Source organism: Sphaerisporangium sp. B11E5, from assembly GCF_039871875.1.
Taxonomy (GTDB): Bacteria; Actinomycetota; Actinomycetes; order Streptosporangiales; family Streptosporangiaceae; genus Sphaerisporangium.
The window spans coordinates 47,995-68,707 of record NZ_JBDPMD010000026.1; the positions used below are offsets into that span (position 1 = coordinate 47,995).

At 73.4% G+C, this 20,713-nt stretch carries 17 protein-coding genes; 5 read left to right on the forward strand and 12 right to left on the reverse strand.

All coding sequences use genetic code 11. The features are described 5' to 3' along the window. Positions 1-34: 34 nt before the first annotated feature. Positions 35-2,263 (forward strand): DEAD/DEAH box helicase, encoded by a 2,229-nt coding sequence (locus ABGB17_RS22610; protein ID WP_347632668.1) that lies wholly within the window; start codon positions 35-37, stop codon positions 2,261-2,263. Between the two features lie 97 nt (positions 2,264-2,360). On the opposite strand, the gene ABGB17_RS22615 is transcribed toward ABGB17_RS22610, so the two are convergent. Next, positions 2,361-2,921 (reverse strand): SgcJ/EcaC family oxidoreductase, encoded by a 561-nt coding sequence (locus tag ABGB17_RS22615; protein WP_347632670.1) that lies wholly within the window; start codon positions 2,919-2,921, stop codon positions 2,361-2,363. A 369-nt stretch (positions 2,922-3,290) separates the two neighbouring features. Beyond that, positions 3,291-4,184: a sugar kinase gene (locus tag ABGB17_RS22620; protein ID WP_347632672.1), complete on the reverse strand. Its 894-nt coding sequence runs from the start codon at positions 4,182-4,184 to the stop codon at positions 3,291-3,293. Between the two features lie 153 nt (positions 4,185-4,337). Here ABGB17_RS22620 and ABGB17_RS22625 point away from each other — a divergent pair, with 153 nt between their 5' ends. From ABGB17_RS22625 to ABGB17_RS22635, 3 genes are all read left to right on the forward strand, one after another. Beyond that, a complete protein-coding gene (locus ABGB17_RS22625) occupies positions 4,338-6,971 on the forward strand; it encodes a GNAT family N-acetyltransferase (protein ID WP_347632674.1) in 2,634 nt (877 codons plus the stop codon). Between the two features lie 204 nt (positions 6,972-7,175). Beyond that, positions 7,176-7,766 (forward strand): DUF5998 family protein, encoded by a 591-nt coding sequence (locus ABGB17_RS22630; RefSeq protein WP_347632676.1) that lies wholly within the window; start codon positions 7,176-7,178, stop codon positions 7,764-7,766. Next, the gene (locus ABGB17_RS22635; RefSeq protein ID WP_347632678.1) at positions 7,753-8,613 is read left to right on the forward strand and encodes a sulfurtransferase; all 861 of its coding nucleotides are present in this window, start codon (positions 7,753-7,755) and stop codon (positions 8,611-8,613) included. Before ABGB17_RS22630 ends, ABGB17_RS22635 begins: the two co-directional genes overlap by 14 nt. Before the next feature lie 57 nt (positions 8,614-8,670). On the opposite strand, the gene ABGB17_RS22640 is transcribed toward ABGB17_RS22635, so the two are convergent. The 4 genes from ABGB17_RS22640 to ABGB17_RS22655 all read right to left on the reverse strand — a co-directional run bounded on the left by ABGB17_RS22640 (position 8,671) and on the right by ABGB17_RS22655 (position 13,562). Beyond that, entirely contained in the window at positions 8,671-11,361 is a 2,691-nt protein-coding gene (locus ABGB17_RS22640; protein WP_347632680.1) for a CHAT domain-containing protein, read from the reverse strand. Beyond that, on the reverse strand, positions 11,358-11,843 hold the full coding sequence (locus ABGB17_RS22645; protein ID WP_347632682.1) for a hypothetical protein: 486 nt from the start codon (positions 11,841-11,843) through the stop codon (positions 11,358-11,360). Before ABGB17_RS22645 ends, ABGB17_RS22640 begins: the two co-directional genes overlap by 4 nt. A gap of 107 nt (positions 11,844-11,950) precedes the next feature. Further along, positions 11,951-12,475 (reverse strand): sigma-70 family RNA polymerase sigma factor, encoded by a 525-nt coding sequence (locus ABGB17_RS22650; RefSeq protein ID WP_347632684.1) that lies wholly within the window; start codon positions 12,473-12,475, stop codon positions 11,951-11,953. Positions 12,476-12,527: 52 nt separating this feature from the next. Further along, a complete protein-coding gene (locus tag ABGB17_RS22655) occupies positions 12,528-13,562 on the reverse strand; it encodes a S8/S53 family peptidase (protein ID WP_347632686.1) in 1,035 nt (344 codons plus the stop codon). Positions 13,563-13,753: 191 nt separating this feature from the next. Here ABGB17_RS22655 and ABGB17_RS22660 point away from each other — a divergent pair, with 191 nt between their 5' ends. After that, positions 13,754-14,248 (forward strand): DUF3145 domain-containing protein, encoded by a 495-nt coding sequence (locus ABGB17_RS22660; RefSeq protein WP_347632688.1) that lies wholly within the window; start codon positions 13,754-13,756, stop codon positions 14,246-14,248. A gap of 226 nt (positions 14,249-14,474) precedes the next feature. On the opposite strand, the gene ABGB17_RS22665 is transcribed toward ABGB17_RS22660, so the two are convergent. From ABGB17_RS22665 to ABGB17_RS22690, 6 genes are all read right to left on the reverse strand, one after another. Continuing rightward, positions 14,475-15,905, reverse strand: coding sequence for a carboxyl transferase domain-containing protein (locus ABGB17_RS22665; RefSeq protein WP_347632690.1), 1,431 nt, complete (start codon positions 15,903-15,905; stop codon positions 14,475-14,477). A gap of 14 nt (positions 15,906-15,919) precedes the next feature. After that, on the reverse strand, positions 15,920-17,152 hold the full coding sequence (gene fabF / locus ABGB17_RS22670) for a beta-ketoacyl-ACP synthase II (protein ID WP_347632692.1): 1,233 nt from the start codon (positions 17,150-17,152) through the stop codon (positions 15,920-15,922). 93 nt (positions 17,153-17,245) lie between these two features. Continuing rightward, positions 17,246-17,485, reverse strand: coding sequence for an acyl carrier protein (locus ABGB17_RS22675; protein WP_347632694.1), 240 nt, complete (start codon positions 17,483-17,485; stop codon positions 17,246-17,248). A 73-nt stretch (positions 17,486-17,558) separates the two neighbouring features. Further along, positions 17,559-18,515 (reverse strand): beta-ketoacyl-ACP synthase III, encoded by a 957-nt coding sequence (locus ABGB17_RS22680; RefSeq protein ID WP_347632696.1) that lies wholly within the window; start codon positions 18,513-18,515, stop codon positions 17,559-17,561. Continuing rightward, entirely contained in the window at positions 18,512-19,435 is a 924-nt protein-coding gene (locus tag ABGB17_RS22685; RefSeq protein ID WP_347632799.1) for an ACP S-malonyltransferase, read from the reverse strand. The genes ABGB17_RS22680 and ABGB17_RS22685 overlap by 4 nt, the downstream gene beginning before the upstream one ends. Before the next feature lie 117 nt (positions 19,436-19,552). Next, on the reverse strand, positions 19,553-20,662 hold the full coding sequence (locus tag ABGB17_RS22690) for a helix-turn-helix domain-containing protein (protein WP_347632801.1): 1,110 nt from the start codon (positions 20,660-20,662) through the stop codon (positions 19,553-19,555). Between the last annotated feature and the right edge of the window lie 51 nt (positions 20,663-20,713).

The window sequence follows — 20,713 nt, forward strand, 5'->3', positions numbered from 1 at the left end:
GGAAACCGTCCCCCGGACCTGCTAACAAGGACCCATGGCCTCCTCACCCGACCCCACCACCCCGGGCGCCCCGCTCACCGAGCCGGGCCCGGTCCCGCCCGCCGGAGCCGATCCCGGCCCTCCGGCCGACGACGAGCCCGGTCTGCGGGCCGAGGCCGAGTCGAGGCTGCGCGCCCTGGCGGGGGAGCATGCCGTGCTGCGCGACGACCAGTGGACGGCGATCCGCGCCCTGGTCGTGGAGCGCCGCAGGGCGCTGGTGGTGCAGCGGACCGGGTGGGGCAAGTCGGCGGTGTACTTCGTGGCGACCGCGCTGCTGCGTGCCCGGGGCGCCGGGCCGACGGTCATCGTGTCGCCGCTGCTGGCCCTGATGCGCAACCAGATCGCCGCCGCGGAGCGGGCCGGTGTGCGCGCCGCCACCATCAACTCGGCCAACGTCGAGGAGTGGGACCAGGTGCACGACGACGTGGCACGCGGCGTGGTCGACGTCCTGATGGTCAGCCCCGAGCGGCTCAACAACCCCGACTTCCGCGACCTGGTGCTGCCCAAGCTCGCCGCGAGCGCCGGCCTGATCGTCGTGGACGAGGCCCACTGCATCTCCGACTGGGGCCACGACTTCCGCCCCGACTTCCGCCGCCTGCGCACCCTGCTGTCCTCCCTGCCCCCCGGCATCCCGGTCCTCGCCACGACGGCCACCGCCAACGCCCGCGTCACCCGCGACGTCGCCGAGCAACTCGACCCCACCCCGCCCGGCGGCTCAGGGCCGGCCGTCCCGGGGGACGCCGCCGGTGGTGTCGATGGAGGGACGCTGGTGTTGCGGGGCCCGTTGGAGAGGGAGAGCCTGCGGCTGAGTGTCGTGCGGGCGGTCTCGGCGGAGCAGCGGCTGGCGTGGCTGGCGGGGGCGTTGCGGGAGTTGCCGGGGTCGGGCATCGTCTACAGCCTCACGGTGGCGGGGGCGCAGGAGATCGCGGCGTACCTGCGGGAGCAGGGCCACAGGGTCGTGGCGTACTCGGGGCAGACCGATCCGGCGGAGCGGGTGGAGGCCGAGCGGGCGCTGCTGGCCAACGAGGTGAAGGCGCTGGTGGCCACCTCCGCTCTCGGCATGGGGTTCGACAAGCCGGACCTCGGGTTCGTCGTGCACGTGGGGGCCCCGCCGTCGCCGGTGGCGTACTACCAGCAGGTGGGGCGGGCCGGGCGCGGGGTGGAGCGCGCCGAGGTGGTCCTTCTCCCCGGGCCGGAGGACCGCGACATCTGGGCGTACTTCACCTCGCTGGCCTTCCCGCCCGAGGCGACGGTGCGCGCCACCCTGGCGGTGCTCGCCGAGCACGGCGGCACCATGTCCACCGCGGTCCTGGAGACCAGGGTCGACCTCAGCCGCACCCGCCTGGAGACCATGCTCAAGGTCCTCGACGTGGACGGCGCGGTCCGCCGGGTGCGGGGCGGCTGGCAGGCGACCGGCCTGCCGTGGTCGTACGACGCCGAGCGGTACGCCAGGGTCGCCGCGGCGCGTGCGGACGAGCAGCGCGCCATGCTCGACTACATCACCACCGGCGAGTGCCGCGAGCGTTTCCTGCGCCTTCACCTGGACGACGACACCGCGCGCCCCTGCGGCCGGTGCGACAACTGCACCGGCACCCGGCGCTCACCCGACGCCGAGCCCACCGCCGTCCGCGCCGCCCACGACCGGCTGCACCGCCCGGGTGTGGAGATCGACCCGAGGAAGATGTGGCCCACGGGCCTGCGTGATCTCGGCCTCTCCGGGCGCATCCCTCCCGGGCTGACGGCCGAGCCCGGCCGCGCGCTCGGCAGGCTCACCGACATCGGCTGGGGCCACTCCCTGCGCCGGCTCCTGTCCGACGCCACTGCGGACGGCCCCGTGCCCGACGACATGTTCGACGCCGTCGTCCAGGTCCTCGCCTCATGGCGCTGGGCCGAACGCCCCACCGGTGTCGTCACCATGCCCTCCGCCACCCGCCCCGCCTTGATCGCCGACCTCGGCCACCGCCTGGCCGCCATCGGCCGCCTCCACCACCTCGGCTCCCTGACGTACCGCCACGGACCTCCAGGCCACCAGCACAACAGCGCCCAGCGCGTGAAAGCCCTCCACCACACCCTCGGCCCGCCTCCCGGCGACCTGACCACCGGCCCCGTCCTGCTGGTCGACGACCACACCGACACCGGCTGGACCCTCGCCTACGCCACCACCCTGCTCCGGCAGGCGGGTGCCCCCTCCGTCCTGCCCCTGACGCTCGCCACCACCACGTGACCCTGGGGCCCCCGGAGTGCGCCGGGCCCGGTACGGCGGATGGAGCCCGCCGTACCGGGACGACAGATGCCGATGGCCGTGCCGTGGAGCCGGAGGGCTACGGGCGGGGGCGGATGAGGGTGTTCTGGAAGGAGGCGATCTGCCACTGGCCCGAGGACTTGACGGCGACGTTCGTGTTGATGGAGAGGGTGTCGGGGCGGCAGGCCTTCTCCTTGTTGTAGAGCACGCAGCTCTTGCGCACGATGATGGCCATCGTGGGGGAGACGAAGCGCACCTTCTCGTCCATCTCCAGCAGGCGGGTGTTCTTCAACTGGGTGTTGAAGTACTGCTGGAGCTTGGTGGCGATGGTCTGCCTGCTGTGGAGGTGTTCGCCCATGATGTTGACCAGGTCGGCGTCGGGCGTGTAGATCGCGGCGTAGCCCTTGGCGTCGCCCCGGGCCCAGGCGCTCTCCTGCTGCTGGCGGATCCTGGCGAAGGCCGCGAGGTCGGCGGGTGTGTACCACAGCGGTGCGAAGCGGATGTCGTCGTCCGGCGTGGACGCCTTCGCGGTGATCGCCGCCGCGACGGCGGGGACGGCGGCGGTGCTGTGCACCGCGAGGCCGAGGCCCCCGGCGATCATCAGGAAGATCGCTTTACGTCCGTGTCGACGAATGCCCATCGTGTTCCTCCCATCCGAAGCCGGCCGCGTCAAGGCATGCGTGTACGCCGATCGGCCGGCACTTGAAAACCAACACGTGCGGGTGCGCCCGCCCGGCGCGAACGATCACGGGCGGTGCGAACACATGAAGATCACCGGAGGGTTGCTGGACCGCTGAATCCGTGAGACGGAGTGGGGTTGGGACGGCCGGCGGTCCCGGCATCTGGTGTCGTGAAAGTGGTTTTCCTGGGAAAGGCATGCCAATTCAGAAGGGCACGCCTGATACATCCCCCTTTGCGAGAAACCTCGATACCAGTCTTACCCCGATTGCGGCATTAACCACATGCGCGGAGAATGTCGGATTTGGTGCTGATGTCGAGGTCAGGCGCCTCAGAGCCGGGGCCGCGCCCCGAGGTTGCCGATCGCCTTGGCCGCGAGGGCGTTGCCCGCGGCGAGCGCGTCGGCCGGCTGCTTGCCCTCCAGCCACGGCTGCAGGAAGCCCGCCGCGAAGGCGTCGCCGGCGCCCGTGCCGTCCACCATGCGCTCGATGTGGTCGGCGGGCACCCGCACCGGCTCGGGCCGGTTGTTGGTGTACCAGAGGGAGCCCTCGGCGCCCAGCTTGATCACGACCTGCGGGAACCACGCGGTGAGCACCTTGGCGGCGGACGCGGGGTCGTCGCGCCCGGTCAGCACCTTGGCCTGCGCCTCGTTGAGCAGCAGCAGCTTGGCGCTGTGGGTCCACTCGAGGAACGGCTCGGCGCCGGTGCGCTCCAGCGGCGCGGCCGAGGCGCAGTCGACCGAGATCGACATGCCGGCCCGGCGCGCGAGGTCGAGCGCGGCGAGCCCGGCGTCGCGTGATCCGTCGTTGAGCAAGGTGTACCCCGAGACGTGCAGATGGCCGCCCTGCATGAACAGGTCGCGCGGGAGGTCCTCGGGGGAGAGGGCGGCGTTGGCGCCGGGGTCGGAGAGCAGGGTGCGCTCGCCCTTGTGGGTGACCAGCACCACACAGGTGCCGGTGGGACGCTCGGGGTCCATCACCAAGCGGGCGTCGACGCCGTACCCCATCAGCTCCATGTCCCGGTTGCGCCCCGTGATGTCGGCGCCGCGGCGGCCCACGAAGGCCACTTCCGCGCCTTCGACGGCCAGCCAGGAGGCGATGTTGGCCCCGGAGCCGCCACCGTGCATGGTGACGACGGCCGGAGTGTCGCTCGCCCGGGCGAGGGGGTAGCGGGCGCGTGCGACCGCGTCGGTCATCAGATCGCCCACCACGACAACCCGCGTCATGATGTCACCACCTTGTTGGCACTACAGGAGGCTGCTGACAGAAAACCTAACAGCTTCAAGCCGGGGCGTGGGGCATAGAGCGGACACCCGGGCACAGTCGATGCACAAGCGTTGCTGAACAATCCCGACAGAGTGCGCCTTACCCTCATGAATGTGGAACCTCAGTACCCCGCACATTGGGAGGCCGACGTCGTCCTGGGCGACGGAGGAACCGCACACCTGCGGCCCATCCGGCCCGAGGACGCCGATCTTCTGCGTGCGTTCTACTCGCGCTTGTCCGATCAATCCATCTACTTCCGCTTCTTCGGGCCCCGCCCCCGTCTGTCGGACCGCGAGGTCACCTGGTTCACCACCGTCGACTACGTGAACCGCGTCGCGCTGATCGCCACGCTGGGTACCGAGATGGTGGCGGTCGTCCGTTACGACCGCGTCGGCGACCACGAGGCCGAGGTCGCGTTCCTGGTCGAGGACGCCCACCAGGGCAGGGGAGTGGCGTCGGTGCTGATGGAACACCTGCGCGCCGCGGCCAGGGAACGGGGCATCACGACCTTCGTGGCGGACGTGCTGCCGTCCAACAGCCGGATGACGGCCTTCTTCCGGCAGGCGGGGTACACCGCGCAGAGCCGGTTCGCCGACGGCGTCGTGCGCATGACGCTCGACCTGGCGAGCACCGAGACCTCCCGCGAGGTCACCATGGCCCGCGAGCACCGGGCCGAGGCCCGCTCCATCGAACGGCTGCTCACCCCGTCGTCGGTCGTGGTCATCGGCGCGGGGCGCGAGGCGGGCGGCATCGGGCAGACCGTGCTGCGCAACCTGCTCGGCGCCGACTTCAACGGCCCGGTGTACCCGGTGCACCGCGAGGTCCGCGCGGTGGCCGGCGTGCGGGCGTACAAGAGCGTGTCGGCCATCGACGGGGACGTCGACCTCGCCGTGGTCGCGGTGCCCGCCGACGGTGTGCTCGACGTCGTGGAGGACTGCGCCCGCAAGGGGGTCAAGGGCCTGGTCGTGGTCTCCTCCGGGTTCGGCGAGACCGGGCCGGAGGGCCGGGAACGGCAGGACGAACTGGTGCGGATCGCCCGCGCGTACGGGCTGCGGGTCGTCGGCCCCAACTGCCTCGGCATCGCCAACACCGACCCCGCCGTACGGCTCAACGCCACCCTCGCCGCGCGGCTGCCCGGCCGGGGGCGGGTGGGCTTCTTCAGTCAGTCCGGCGCGCTCGGCACCGCGCTGCTGCAGCGGGTCGCCCAGCGCGGCATGGGCATCTCGACGTTCGTGTCCGCAGGCAACCGGGCCGACGTCTCGGGCAACGACCTCCTGCAGTACTGGGAGGAGGACCCGGCCACCGACGTGATCCTTTTGTACCTGGAGTCGCTCGGGAACCCCCGCAAGTTCGCCCGGCTGGCCCGCCGCACGTCCCGCACCAAGCCGATCGTGGTGGTCAAGAGCGGCGGCATGACACAGGGGGTGCCGGTCGGGCACGCCGCCCCCAAGCTGCGGCTGCCCGACAGCGCCCTCACCGCGTTGTTCGAGCAGGCCGGGGTGATCCGCGTCGACGACCTCACCCAGCTCTTCGACGTGGCCCAGCTCCTCGCGTACCAGCCGCTGCCCGCCGGGCGCCGGGTCGGCGTGGTCAGCAACTCCGACGCGCTGGCGCTGCTCGCCGTGGACGCGTGCCTGGCGGCCGGGCTCGAACCGTGCCCGGCGGCCAACCTCGGCGCCCGGGCCGGGGCGGCGGACTACCGGCGGGCGCTCGGCGAGCTGTGCGGCGAGGTGGACGCCCTCGTCGCGATCTACATGCCGCCGGTGCCGGGCAACGCCGCCGAGGTCGCCGCGGAGCTGGTCCGCACGGCCACCGAGTCCGGCAAGCCGCTCCTCGCGACCTTCGAGGGACGCCTCGGCGTGCCCCCGGAGCTGCGCGTCCCCCAGGAGACCCGGGGCGGCGACCCGGCGAAGGGGTCCGTCCCGTCCTACCCCGCCCCGGAGGAGGCCGTGCGCGCCCTCGCCCACGTGGTCCGCTACGCCTGCGGCCGCGACCGCCCCCCGGCCGCTCCGCCGGTGCTGGAGGGCATCGACACCGCGGGCGCCCGGGCCCTGGTGGCCGAGGCCATCGAGTCCGGGGACGCCGGGGAGATGGACGCCACCGAGCTGCTGGCCCGGTACGGCGTGGACGTCTGGCCGGCCGTGGCCGTGGCGTCCCCGGACGAGGGGGTGGCGGCGGCCGAGAAGCTCGGGTGGCCGGTCGTGGTTCGGTCCGCCGGCCCGGAGGTCGTGCACCGGACGGGCGCGGTGCGGCTGGGGTTGTCCGACGCCGACGACGTGCGGCGGGCGTACGAGGAGCTCGCGGCCGTGCTCGGGCCGGACGTCACGCTGGCGGTGCAGCGGATGGCACCCCAGCCGGCGGTCACGGTGGTGGTGCGGGCCGTGGACGACCGGGACTTCGGCTCCGTGGTGTCGTTCGGGCTCGGCGGCGTCACCGCGCGGCTGCTCGGCGACGAGGCGTACCGGCTGGCGCCGCTCACCGCGCAGGACGCCGCGGACCTGGTGCGCTCGGTGCGGGCCGCCCCGCTGCTGTTCGGCGGGCACGGGTACCCGCCCGTCGCGGTGCCGGCGCTCGCGGACCTGCTGCTGCGGGTGGGGCGCCTGGCCGACGAACTGCCCGGCGTGACCCGCCTGGACCTGGAGCCGGTGCTGGTGTCGGCGGACGGCGTGCACGTGCTCGGCGCCCGGGCGGCCGTCCGGCCGCCCACGACGCCGCGGCCCGATCATGGACCGCGGCGCCTGCGCTGAGTTGCAGGAAATGGCCCGGGAACCGGGAGCCGGGGCGGCCGGGCGGGGGCCGTGTGACAGGCGTGACGAGGTGCGTTTACTGATGCGTCCGGGAAGAAGCGGCGTACCCTTCGTTGTCCCTATGTACTTCCTAATTCGGACATGCCGGTCACAGTGGGCGCTCGCGAGGTGAAACACCGTGCCCGGACAGGGCAGGATGGACCTATGAGGGAAACCCGAGTCTCGGCCGCCGGTTTGCGCGAGGCCATCGAACGCAGCGGTTACTACCCCGACCTCGTTGCCGACGCGGCGGAGTCCGCGCTGGGCAAGGAGCCGGTGACGGCGTTCGTGGTGCACCACGAGGCCACCTTCGACCCCGCGATGGAGGTGCGCAGGCACGTCACCGTGGTGGTCCTGTCGCCCACCCGGCTCCTGGTCTGCCACACCGACGAGCACCCGCCCGCGGACGGCATGCCGACCTCACACGCGTCCACCACCACCGAAGCCGTACGCCTCAGCCGGGTCCAGTCCGTGGCGGTCACCCGGGTCGTGCCCGACCCCGCCTCCTACGTGCCCGGCGTCCCGCCCTCGGAGGTGACCCTCACCATCGGCTGGGGCGCGATCTCCCACGTCGACCTCGAACCCGCCACCTGCGGCGACGAGAACTGCGAGGCCGACCACGGCTACACCGGCGCCATCACCGCCGACGACCTCTCCCTCCGCGTCAGCGAGGCCGCCGACGGCCCCGAGGCCGTCAACAACGTCCTCGCCTTCGCCAAGGCCCTCTCCGAGGCCACCGCCCGTGCCTCCGGCTGACGTGTCCCCGCTCATCACCCCCGCCGAACTGGCGGGCGGCTCGGCCGCCGGCGACCTCCGCCGGCGGCTGGGCGAGGTCACCCTGCTGGACGTCCGCTGGCGTCTCGTCGGCCCGCCGGGCATCGAGTCCTACCGTGAGGGCCACCTGCCCGGCGCTCTCTTCTGCGACCTGGACCACGACCTGGCCGCCCCACCGGGCCCCGGCGGCCGCCACCCGCTCCCGTCCCCCGAGGCCTTCCAGACCGCCATGCGGCGCCTGGGTGTCTCCGCCTCCCGCCCCGTGGTCGTCTACGACGAGGCCGACTCCACCTCGGCCGCCCGCGCCTGGTGGACCCTCCGCTACTTCGGCCACCCCGACGTCCGCGTCCTGGACGGCGGCTACCGCGCCTGGCTCGACGAGTCACTCCCCGTGACCAAGGACGTCCCTCCGCCTCCCGCCCGAGGCGACTTCACCGCCCACCCCGGCGGCATGCCCATCCTGACCCCCGAACAAGCCGCCACCCTGGCCGAGGACGGCGTCCTGCTGGACGCCCGGGCTCCCGAACGCTACCGAGGCGAGACCGAACCCGTGGACCCGGTCGCCGGCCACATCCCCGGCGCCATCAGCGCCCCCACCACCGAGAACGTGGACCCGTCCGGCCGCTTCCACCCCAAGGAGTTCCTCAAGGAACGCTTCAACACCCTGGGCGCCGTCCCGGGGCTCCCCGTAGGCACCTACTGCGGCTCCGGCGTGACCGCCTCCCACCAGGTCCTGGCCCTGACCCTCGCCGGCCTCCCCGCCGCCCTGTACCCCGGCTCCTGGTCCCACTGGATCACCGACCCGACCCGCCCGATCGCCACCGGCTGACCCGCCTCGCGCGTCCCCCACGTGACCGGTCATGACCGGCTGCGGTACGTCCGGTGGTCAGCCGGTCAGTGGGTGGCCCAGGGAGCCGAAGCAGGTGAAGCCGGGGACGGCGGTCCGTTCGGTGGCGGCGGCCAGGGCTTCGGCGGGGGTGCCGCCGTCGGCGAGGTGGGTGTGGAACGTGGTCATGAGGGCTTGGGCGTCCTGGTCCCGTACCGGGAGCAGGCCGGCGACCACGCAGGCCGAGCCGCGGTCCAGGAAGGCGCCGGGGAGGCCGAGCGCGGTGCCGTCCACCGGGGCGTAGGCCATTCCCGCGTCGCAGGCCGACAGCACGACCAGCCACGGCACGCGGGGGAGGGCCAGGATGTCGTACGCCATGAGGGGGCCGTCGTGCAGGGCGAGGCTCGACAGGAGGGGCGAACGAGCGCAGAACCGGCCGTGGGCGGCGATGTGGGCGATGTCGGCCTCGCCCAGGATGTCCAGCACCCGCGGGACGGTGGCCTCTTCGAGAGGTGGCTCCAGGGCGCCGTGGATGCGGCTGACCGTGGCGGCTTCCGCGGTGGCGTGGGCCAGGCCGGGGCCGGGGACGGCGGCGACGAGGGGCCGGCGGGGTGAGGCGTGGCGGCCCGCTGAGCCGGTCGGCGGCGGGCGGAGGGCCACGGAGAGCCAGGAGGCGGCGCTGGAGGCGACGCACAGGGGGCGGCCGCGCAGCGGGGGGAGCGACGACCACGGCAGCGTGTGGAGGGGGCCGGTGGGGACGATCACCAGCGGGCGGTCGCCGATCTCCCCGGCGAGTGGGGCGAGGAGCTGCTCGGCCAGCGCCGCGGCGGCGGTGCTCACGGCACGGTCGTCCTGCGCACGGCGCACCGGGGCGCGGCCGCCTGGAGCGCGGCGCTCTTGAGCAGTGGGGTGTCCCTGAGCACCCTGGTGCGGTCCGGACGCCAGGTGTCCATGAGCGGCTGGGGAGTGGCCGGTCGCGAGGTCGGGGCGGCGCAGGGTGTGGCGGAGGCGGAGGGTGGCCTCGGTGGCGGAGGTCAGGGAGCCCAAGGGGCGTAGGGCGCAGTGGGTTTCGGTGATGACGACGGCGCTGAGGGTGTCGCCGTGGCGGATCAGTTCCACGAGGGCGGCGCCGTTGAGTGCGGTGCGCAGGCGGTCGGGGGTCAGCGGGTCCATGGGGCGGCCGCGTGCCAGGGCACGCCAGTGCTCGGCCCAGGCGAGGACCGGTTCCGGTCTGCCGTCGGCCAGTGCCAGGGAGAGGCCGAGGTCCGCCAGGCGCTCGCCGGCACGGACCGCGTGGGCCCGGACGGCCGGGTCGGTCAGGCGGTCGCTGCCCGCCGTGGCGGCCCGCAGCCCCGCCCGCAGCTCGGCCTGGGCGCCGCGGGTGTCGCCGCGCAGGCTGCGTTCCAGGGCGGCGGCGTGGTGCCGCACCGCCCGGTGCGCCCGCGCGGCGGGGCGTCCGGACAGGACGTGCGCCAGCTCGGCCCGCGCGGCCCCGGTGTTCCCGAGGCCGAGCGCCAGTTCGGCCGCCGTCAGCCGTACTCCGGCCGCGGGGCCGGCCCAGCCGTCCGCCGCCAGCCTCGCCGCCAGGGTCCTGGCCTCGGCGAGCAGGGCCGGGGCGCACGCCGGGACCTCGCCCGGGCGGGTGGTGCCGAGGGGGGACCCGGGTGGCGGCAGCTCCTCGGCCAGGCGGGCGCGGAACGTGGTCTCCATGGCCAGCGACACCCAGGTGTGGCGCCCCTGGGCGGACAGTTCGGCGGACGCGTGGGCGGCGGTGGCCCGGGCCTGGCGGGGGTCGCCGAGAAGGAGCTCGATCTGGGCCAGGATCAGACGGGACTCGGCCAGGGCGACCAGGGCCCCGGCCGCCGCCAGGTCGGGAACGGCCTGGGCGAGCACGGCGCGGGCCTCGCCGGGGAGGTGGGCGGCGAGGAGGGCGTCCGCGAAGTCGGCGCGCATGGCGGCGAGACGCTCGGGGTAGGGCGCGAGAGCCGTCACGGCACGCCGGTAGGCGGCGAACGCGGACGGGATGTCGCCGCGCTTGGCCGCGACGAAAGGGAGGTTGGCCTGGGCGAGAGCGGAGATGTGGCCGAGCCCCGCCGCGCCGGCGACCGTCGCGCAGGCCGCGAGGTCGCGGGACGCCGCGTCGTATCGCTCCAGGTACGTGAGGGCGATCCCCCGGTTCAGCAGCGCCCCCGCGAGGAACTTCGGGTCGCCGGTGAGAGCGGTGACGGCGGTGTCGCACCGGGCGACCGCCTCCGCGTGCCTGCCGAGCCGCACCAGCGCCACGGCACGCTGCACGCCGAGCCTCGCCTGGTCAAGGCCGGCCAGATGAGCTTCGGCGGCGTCGGCGACCTCGAGGGCGCCCACGGGGTCGCCGAGGTCCGCGCGGATCGGGACGAGCGACAACCGGGCCTGCGCGGCCCTGGCCGGGAGGTGCTCCGCCGCGGCGACCGCCTTGTCGAGATGCTCGGCGGCGAGCGCGAGCCGCCCGAACTCACGTGCCGCCAGCGCCAGTGCCCGATGCGCCACCGACACGGCCTCCGCGCAGCCCGCCGTCACGGCCCGCGCCAGCACGGCCCCTGCCCGCCGCCGCGCGGCCGCCGGATCGGCCCCGCACATCCGCACCGCCTCCTCGGCGGCCGCCACCAGCTCTCCCCAGGAGGTGGCGGTGATCCCGTTGCCGGTGGTCTCGTCCGGGAACGGACCAGGAGGAGTGAGGGCCTCACCGTCCCTGAGCGTGATGTCGGGCGTCATCGCACGCGGTGCCAGCGGGTCGCGATCGGCGGCCGGTCCGGCCGGTGGCAGACGACGCTGAGCCACCCGTGGGGCAGCCCCGTCGTCGCGAAGTCCCCGGACGCGGCCGGGAAGCGGATCTTGCTCACGTAAGGGGTGCGGATCTCCACCCGGGCGCCGGTTCCCGGCGCGGGGTGGATCTGCCCCGCGAGGTCGAAGTGGTCCGCGTACACCGTGATCTCCAGGTCGAAGGTGACCCCGTCCCCCGCGAACCGCAGGAACCGCGCCCCCGCGTCCTCCGGATGCGGAGCCACCGCCCCCGCCCGCCCGAAACGGCTCGGCGCGTCCAGCACCCCCACCCCGCGGTGATCCCCGTTCCCTTCGATCGCCACCGGCAGCGCCATCACCGCCCCCGGCAACCGCAACGCGTGCACGGCCCGCGCGTCCGCCCCCACCCGCGCCGGCACGGGGTCCGCACCGGCCGCGATCCGCAGGGCCGCCAAGAGATACTCATCGCCGTTGATGACAGTGCCTTCCTGTTCGTGGCCGGTGAATCCACGCTCACCACCCGCCGTACGGCGGAGCCCCCGAAGACGGGCTTGTGGTGGAGTCATTGGTTCTCTTGTTCCCAGAGGGTTCTCAGTTGTTTCAGGCATCTGGCTCTTGTGGGGCCGATGCTGCCTATGGGCATGTTCAGGTGGGCCGAGATCTGGGTGTAGCGGGCTTCTGGGGCGGTGGTCAGCAGGCGCAGGAGGGTGGGGCACGGGGGGCGGAGGCGGTTCACGGTGGTCCAGAGGCGGTGGGCTTCGTCGGTGTCCAGGACGGTGGTCATGGGGTCGGGGGAGGGGGGTGCCGGGAGGTCTTCCGGGACGTGGGGATGGGTGCGGGAGGAGTGGCGGGTCAGGCGGCAGGCCTCGTTGTGGGTGACGGTCACCAGCCAGGCGCCTATCCGGGTGGGGTCGCGGATGGTGTGGAGGTTCTCGATCAGGCGGAGCCAGGCGGCTTGGACGGCGTCGGAGGCGTCGGTGGTGTTCAGGCCGAAGGCGCGGGCCACGGCCCACATGCGGTAGCCGTAGCGGTCGACCAGGTCTCGCCAGGTTCGCTCGTCCAGGCCGTTCATGAAGTCGTGAGACATGAGAGGTGATTACTTCACGTGGTCGAGTGGGTGCTTTGCGTGATAGAGCACCTTAGCGGGGGGCGGGGACGAGGACACCGAGATCGGGGAATCGGGGGTTACGGCCGGCGTCCAGGACATGGGCGGCGGCTTCGGCGGGGGACATGTGGCGGGCGGCGTGGGCGATGGCGCCGGCCACCACGGCGGCGGCGAACGACGTGCCGCTCCAGACGGCGTAGCCCTCGAAACGGTCAAAGTTCACGAAACTGCTGGCCAAGGCCTCACCGCGGCTGCAGGCGTCCACCCAGGGGCCGAACGCGGAGAAGGCCGCCCGGCCCTCCTCGGCCGCGTCGAGGGCGGCTACGGCGATCACCCGGGGCAGGGCGGCGGGCCAGAACGGGCGGGGTGAGGCGTGGTTGCCGGCGCAGGCCACCAGGACCGTGCCGGGCAGGGCCGCCAGGGCCCGCTCGATCAGCGGGGAGGGGCGGTCGTCGTAGGTGTGGCAGCCGAACGACATGAGGAGCACGTCGATCCGCCGGCCGCGCAGCCGCGCGAGCGCCCGCAGCACCCCGGCCTCGTCGCCGACGCCGTGGCCGTCCAGGACCTTGCAGACCCGCAGCCGCAGGCCGGGCGACTGCCGCAGCAGCAGGCCCGCGATGAACGTGCCGTGCCCGGCCTGGCCGTCCAGGACCCCGTCGCCGTCGGCGTCCGGCACCTCGCGGGGCTGGTCCTCGAACCAGTCGCACCCGGTGAACCAGGGGTGCGGCGCCACCCCCGTGTCCAGCACCGCGGCGGTCACCCGGGACGGCTCGCCGGGCCGGTACGGCGGCGGCGCGGCGGCCGGGCGCGGCGCCCCCGTGGGGCCCCCGAAGAACAGCGGCTGGCCGATCACCACGTGGTTGGGCGACACCTCGTGGCCCCGCTCGGTCAGCTCGGCGGCGAGCGCGCACGGGTCGGTGCCGGGCGACAGCCGCAGGACGTAGAAGCCGTCCTCACGTTCGGCCGACTGCGTCCACCGCTCGGCGGCCACCGGGGAGCCGGCCAGCAGCTCACCTGGCCGGATCAGGGCGCCCCGGCCGGGACCCGGCTCCACGACCTGCACCGACATCTGGGCCTCCTCGACGGTAGGGTAAACACGGAGTGTGTCATTCCCCATGCGGAGGGTTGCCAAGCTCGATTAGGTATGACCCGACTCTGGTGCCGTGCCACGACGGACGGTAGTCTCTCCCTCAGTCACTCGTGATCATCCCAGTATGAGGACGTTGGGGAAGGCGCACCTCGTACGAAACGGGAGGTCCGGTGTCTGCTCGTGGCGTGCTGTACGTCCACTCGGCTCAGCCCGCGCTGTGCCCGCATATTGAATGGGCGGTCGCGGGTGTCCTTGGCGTACCCGTCGACCTGTCGTGGACGCCCCAGCCAGCCCAGCCTGGCACCGTGCGCACCCAGGCCGAGTGGGAGGGGCGACCCGGCACGGCCGCGGCCATCACCTCCTCGCTCATGGGCTGGCAGCGCATCCGCTTCGAGATCACCGAGGACGCCTCCCCGGGCGTGGACGGCGCCCGCCACGCCTACACCCCCACTCTCGGCGCCTTCACCGCGGTGATCGGCGTCTCGGGCGACATCCACGTCCCCGAGGACCGCATACGCAACGTCATGCTCATGGCCAAACAGGGCCGGGTGGACCTGGAGGAGGAGCTCGACAAGCTCCTCGGCAAGCAGTGGGACGAGGAACTCGAGCCGTTCCGCTACGCCGGCGACGGCGCACCCGTCCGCTGGCTGCACGCCGCCGTCTGACACGCGGCCAGAACCCCGGCTCCCGCCACTCGCCCCGCGACAGCGGCCGGTCCGGGTGCCCCGGGCAGGTGTCGTCGCGCCATGGCGCGTGGATCTCGCCGACGCGGGCGACTGGCCGGTCCCCCCGGGGCTCGCGGACGGCCCCGTACCTGACCTGGAGCCCGGAAACGGCCCGGGAAAAGGGCGAGGCCCCGCACACTGTGCGGGGCCCCGGCCATGTGGATGATCAGAGCGGGATGTTGCCGTGGGCGCCCCGGCCCGGGGTGGCCTGGGCGATGACCTTGGCGACGGCGACGCGGGTCTCGTCCGGCTTGATGACCTCGTCGATGACCCCGATGGCCATCGCGCGGTCCAGGCCGCCCGCGACCTTCTCGTGCTCGGCGGCGAGGCGGGCCTCCAGGGCGGGGCGCTCCTCCTCGGACGCGGCGGCGATCTCGCGGCGCTTCAGGACGCGGACCGCGGCCAGCGCGCCCATCACGGCGACCTCGGCGGTCGGCCAGGCGAACACCTTGGTGGCGCCGAGGGACCGGGAGTTCATCGCGATGTACGCCCCGCCGTACGCCTTGCGGGTCACCAGCGTGACCCTCGGCACGGACGCCTCGGCGAAGGCGTGCAGGAGCTTGGCGCCGCGGCGCACCACGCCGTCGTGCTCCTGACCGACGCCGGGCAGGTACCCGGGCACGTCCACCAGGACGACCAGCGGCACCCCGAAAGAATCACACATGCGAACGAATCGGGCGGCCTTCTCGGCGGAGGACGCGTCCAGGCACCCGGCCAGCCGCATCGGGTTGTTCGCGATGACGCCGATCGTGCGCCCGCCGAGCCGGCCGAGCGTGGTCACGATGTTGGGTGCCCACTTCGGGTGGAGCTCCACGCCGGGCTCGTCCAGCAGGCCGTTCACCAGCGGGTGCACGTCGTACGCCCGGCGGGCCTCGGCGGGCAGCAGCCCGGAGAAGTCGACGTCCTGCACCGAGTCGGGCCGCACCCGTCCCTGGTGGCCGAGCAGCACCGCGAGGCGCCGCGCCTGCACCAGCGCCTCGGTGTCGGTCTTGGTGACGATGTGGACCACGCCGCTGCGCTTGCTGTGCGGCTCGGGCCCGCCGAGGGCGGCCATGTCGATCTGCTCGCCGGTGACGCTGCGCACGACGTCGGGCCCGGTCACGAAGATGCGGCCCTGGCCGGAAAGGATCACGAGGTCGGTGAGGGCGGGCCCGTACGCCGCGCCGCCCGCCGCCGGGCCGAGCACCACGGAGATCTGCGGCACGAGGCCGGACGCCCTGGTCATCGCGGTGAACACCCGCCCCACCGCGTGCAGGGACTCCACGCCCTCGGCCAGCCGCGCGCCGCCGGAGTGCCACAGGCCGATGATCGGCACCCGCTCGCGCACCGCGACGTCGTAGGCCTGCACGATGTGCTCACAGCCCTCGCCGCTCATGGCGCCGCCCTGCACCCGCGCGTCGCTGGCGAAGGCGACGGCGGGCACCCCCTCCACACGGCCCATCGCGGCCAGCACGCCGCTGCGGTCCTCCGGGGAGATCGCATGCATCGAGCCCTCGTCGAACAGGGCGGTGAGACGCGTTCGGGGATCTCGGGGGTCCGGTTCCGCCGCCTCCTGAGAGGAGACGGCACTCACCACCCCGTTGTCGAGCACAGTCACGGTCGGCTCCAAGGTCAGATGCTGGCGAAGGCCACGGCGACGTTGTGGCCGCCGAACCCGAAGGAGTTGTTGATGGCGGCGATCTCGCCGCCCGGCAGGGCGCGCGGCTCGCCGCGCACGATGTCCACCTCGACGCCGTCGTCGAGGTCCTCCAGGTTGACGGTGGCCGGTACGACGCGGTCGTACAGTGCCTTGATCGTGAAGACGGACTCGATGCCGCCGGCCCCGCCGAGCAGGTGGCCGGTCATCGACTTCGTAGCGGTGACGAGCGGATGGTCCCCGATGATCTCCTGGATCGCGACGGCCTCCACGACGTCCCCCGCGGGGGTGGAGGTGGCGTGCGCGTTGACGTGCTTGATGTCCTGCCCGGTGAGGCCGGAGTCCTCCAGGACCTGGCGGGTGGCGCTGATGATGCCCGCGCCCGTCGGGTCCGGCTGTGCGATGTGGTGGGCGTCGGCGGAGTACCCGACCCCGGCGGCCACCGCGTAGACGCGGGCGCCGCGGGCCCGCGCGTGCTCCTCGGACTCCAGCACGATGATGCCCGACCCCTCACCGAGGACGAACCCGTCGCGGCCGCGGTCCCAGGGACGCGAGGCGCGCTCCGGCTCGTCGTTGCGCGTCGACATGGCGCGCATCGCGGCGAAGGAGGCCACGTTGAGGGGGTGGATGGCCGCCTCGGTGCCGCCGGCCACGACGACGTCGGCGCGCCCGGAGCGGATCATCTGGATGGCGTAGCCGATGGACTCCGCGCCGGTGGCGCACGCGCTCACGGTGGCGTGCACGCCCGCCGTGGCGCCGAACTCGATGCCGATCCACCCGGCGGAGCCGTTGGGCATCAGCATCGGCACGATGTACGGCGAGAGGCGCTTCCAGCCCTTCTCGCGGAAGGCGTCGTAGGCGTCGAGGATGGTGGTGATGCCGCCGATGCCGCTGCCCACCACCACGCCGAGGCGGTCGGAGGCGACCTTGGGGGAACCGGCGTCCGCCCACGCCTCGCGCGCCGCGATCAGCGCGAACTGCTCGGCCCGGTCGAGCCGCCGCACCTCGGGCCTCGGCAGCACCTCACCCGGCTCGACCGCGGCCCGGGCGGCGAACCGCACCGGAACGCTGTCGACCCACTCGTCGGTCAGCGGCGCCACACCCGACCGGCCGGCCAGAAGCCCCGACCAGGTCGAGGCGACGTCGCCGCCGAGCGGGGTGGTCGCGCCGAGGCCGGTGACCACGACTCGAATCCGGTCTGAACTCACTTCAACGCGCTCCCATCGAGGTCATGCATCTACCGGCGCGGGCCCGGCCCGGTGGTGTCCGGGCGGGCCGGAGGCCGGCGCGGGTTGGTGCCGTTAGTTCTGAATGAAGTTGATGACGTCTTTGACGGTCTTCAGGTGCTTGAGCTGGTCGTCGGGGATCTCGACGCCGAACTCGTCCTGCGCGGCGACGGCGATCTCGACCATGGAGAGCGAGTCGATGTCGAGGTCGTCCACGAAGTTCTTCTCGGGGGTGACCTCGGTGGCCGGGATCCCGGTGATCTCGTTGATGATCTTGCCGAGGCCCGCGAGGATCTCCTGCTCGGTCAAAGCCATGTCGCGATTTCTCCCTTTATCGGATGGATTCTCTTTGGTGGGTGCCCGGCAGCCCGGGGGCCGCCGGGCGAACTCAAGGGATCTCGATCACTTGGCCGGCGTACGTGAGGCCGGCGCCGAAACCGAGGAGCAGGGCCAGCCCGCCGGACTGGACCTCGCCACGCTCGATCATGCGGCTGAGCGCCAGGGGGATCGAGGCCGCGGAGGTGTTGCCGGCGAGCACGATGTCCTTGGCGATGACGGCGTTGTCCGCGCCGAGCTTGCGGGCGATCGACTCGATGATGCGAAGGTTCGCCTGGTGCGGGACGAAGGCCGCGAGCTCCGCCGGGTCCACGCCCGCACGGTCGCACGCTTCCTTCGCCACCGGGTGAAGTTCGGTGGTGGCCCAGCGGAACACCGTCTGTCCTTCCTGGTGCAGGAAGGACGCGCGGTCCTTGATGACGATCGCGTCGTGCTTGTCCCCGGCGCTGCCCCAGGCGACGGGGCCGATGCCGGGGGTGTCCGACGGGCCGACGATGGCCGCGCCCGCGCCGTCCGCGAAGATCACGCAGGTGGCGCGGTCGGTCCAGTCGATCCACTGGGAGAGCTTCTCGGTGCCGATGACCAGCACGTGGGTGGCCGAGCCGCACCTGATGGCGTCCGCGGCGGCCGACAGCGCGTAGCAGAAGCCGGCGCACGCGGCGTTCACGTCGAACGCGCCGGGCGCCGTGATGCCGAGGCGGTGCGCGACGCGCCCCGCGACGTTGGGGATCGGCGCCTCCGGGGTGCAGGTGGCGACGATCACCAGGTCGACGTCGCTCGCCGACAGCCCGCTCCCCGCCAGGGCCTTGCCGCCGGCCTGCACCGCGAGGTCGACCTCCGACTCCTCGGGCCCGGCGACGCGGCGCTCCTTGATGCCGACGCGGCTCTGGATCCACTCGTCGGTGGTGTCGATGGTCTTGGCGAGGTCGTCGTTGGTGACGACCCCCGCCGGCTGGTAGGCGCCGAACGCCAGCACCCTGGCGCCGGGAGCGCCCCGCAGGATCCTCACGCGGTGGTCTCCTTGCTGATCAGGTCGCGGGCGGCCGCGAGGTCGTCGGGGGTCTTGAGGGCGACCGTCGCGACGCCGGGCAGCGCGCGCTTGGCGAGACCCGTCAGGGTGCCGCCGGGCGCCAGCTCGATCATGGCGGTCACGCCGAGGCCCGCCATCGTGGCCATGCAGCGGTCCCAGCGGACCGGCCGGGCCACCTGGTCGGCCAGCCGCCGCAGGAACTCCTCGCCGCCCGGCACGGCCGCGCCGTCGGCGTTCGACAGCAGGACCGGGCCGGGGTCACCGGGGGTGAGCCCGGCGGCGGCCTCGCGCAACTGCTCGACCGCCGGGGCCATGTGGACGGTGTGGAACGCCCCGGCCACCGCCAGCGGGCGCAGCCGCGCGCGGGCCGGTGGGGCCTCCGCGAAGGCGGCCAGCTCACCGAGCGCGCCCGCGGCGACGATCTGCCCGGCGCCGTTGACGTTCGCCGGGGTCAGGCCGTGCTTGTCGATGGCGGCGAGGACCTCCTGCTCGTCGCCGCCGAGCACGGCCGTCATGCCGGTCTCGGTGACCGCGGCGGCCTTGGCCATGGCCCGGCCGCGCTCGCGTACCAGCGCCAGCGCCTGCTCGGGGGTCAGCACGCCCGCCAGCGCCGCGGCGGTGAACTCGCCGACGCTGTGCCCGGCGACCACGCCGGCCGGGACGGGCGAGCCGCCGAGGAGGGCCTCGGCCGCGGCGAGCCCGGCGGCTACCAACAGTGGCTGCGCGACGGCGGTGTCGCGGATCTCGTCGGCCCCGGCGGTGGTCCCGTAGGAGATCAGATCAAGGCCGGCGACCTCCGACCACGCGGACAGCCGGTCACGCAGACCGGGGGTCTCAAGCCATGGGGTCAGGAAGCCTGGAGTCTGGGCGCCTTGGCCGGGAGCGACGATGACGAGCACAAAAACCACCATGCCCTGTAGGAGTTCACCACAGTGCTAATGATCCGTACGAACTTTGTCACTGTGTTTTTGTAGGAAACCTCCATGGGAGATTTCCGGCCCGTTACCAAAGTCCGGTCAGGTTACGGCTGTGCGCGACAGCCTGCCAAGGATCAGGCCCACCTGCAACGTGAAGGCGGAACGGCCTTCGGTCGGCTGGTACCCCGTCAGCTCTGTGATCTTTTTCAGACGGTAACGCACCGTGTTCGGATGGACGAAAAGCAGACGCGCCGTGGCTTCCAAAGAGGTGCCCTGCTCCAGGTAAGTGGCCAGCGTGTCGAGCAGAGGCGTGCCCTCAAGCGGCAGGTAGACGCTCTCGACGAGCTGTGCCCGCGCGTCCTCGTCCCCGTCGATGGCCCGCTCGGCGAGCAGGTCCTCGGCCAGCACCGGACGCGGCGCGTCCGGCCAGCCCGCCGCCGCGCGCAGCCCCGCCATGGCGGCCCGCGCGGAGCTCGCCGCGGCGTGCAGGTCGGGCACCTCGGGCCCGATCACGATCGGCCCCGGCCCGAACCTCGGCACGACGTGCCGCGCGGCGTCCTTGATGCTGTCCGCGCCGCCGACGATGACGATCAGGCGCTCGCCCTGCACCCCGGCCAGCAGGTCCTGGCCGAGGCGCCTGCCCTTGTCGCGCATGCCGCCGATGAGGGTCTGCGGGTCGACGTCCGGGGCGTGCCCGGCCAGCACCACCACGGGGGAGGAGGTCCAGCCGAGCGCCGCCGCCCAGGAGTGCAGCCCGTCGCCCACCTCGCCGCGCACCAGCGCGTCCACGATCAGGGCCTCGAGCCGTGCGTCCCACGCGCCGCGCACCTCGGCCTCGCGGGCGTACACGTGCGCCGCGGCGAACGCGACGTCGCGGGTGTAGCGCAGGATGGCCTGGCGCAGCTCGTCCTCACCGCCCGGGGCGGCGAGGTCCTGCACCTCGGCCTCCACCACCTCGACCACGATGCGCACCAGGTCCACCGTCTGCTGCAGCGACACCGAGCGCTTCAGCTCGCGCGGCGCGGTGCCGAAGATCTCGACGCTGGGCGTGGGCGTGCTGCCGTCGGCGCTCTGGAACCAGTCGACGAACGCCGCGATGCCCGCCTGCGCCACCAACCCCACCCAGGAGCGGTCCTCGGCCGACAACTGGCGGTACCACGCCAGCCGGTCGTCCATGCGCGCCATGGCGGCGGTGCCGAGGCTGCCCATGGCGCGTTCGAGCCGCCGCGCGGTGTCCTTGCGTACCCGGTCGTTCACACC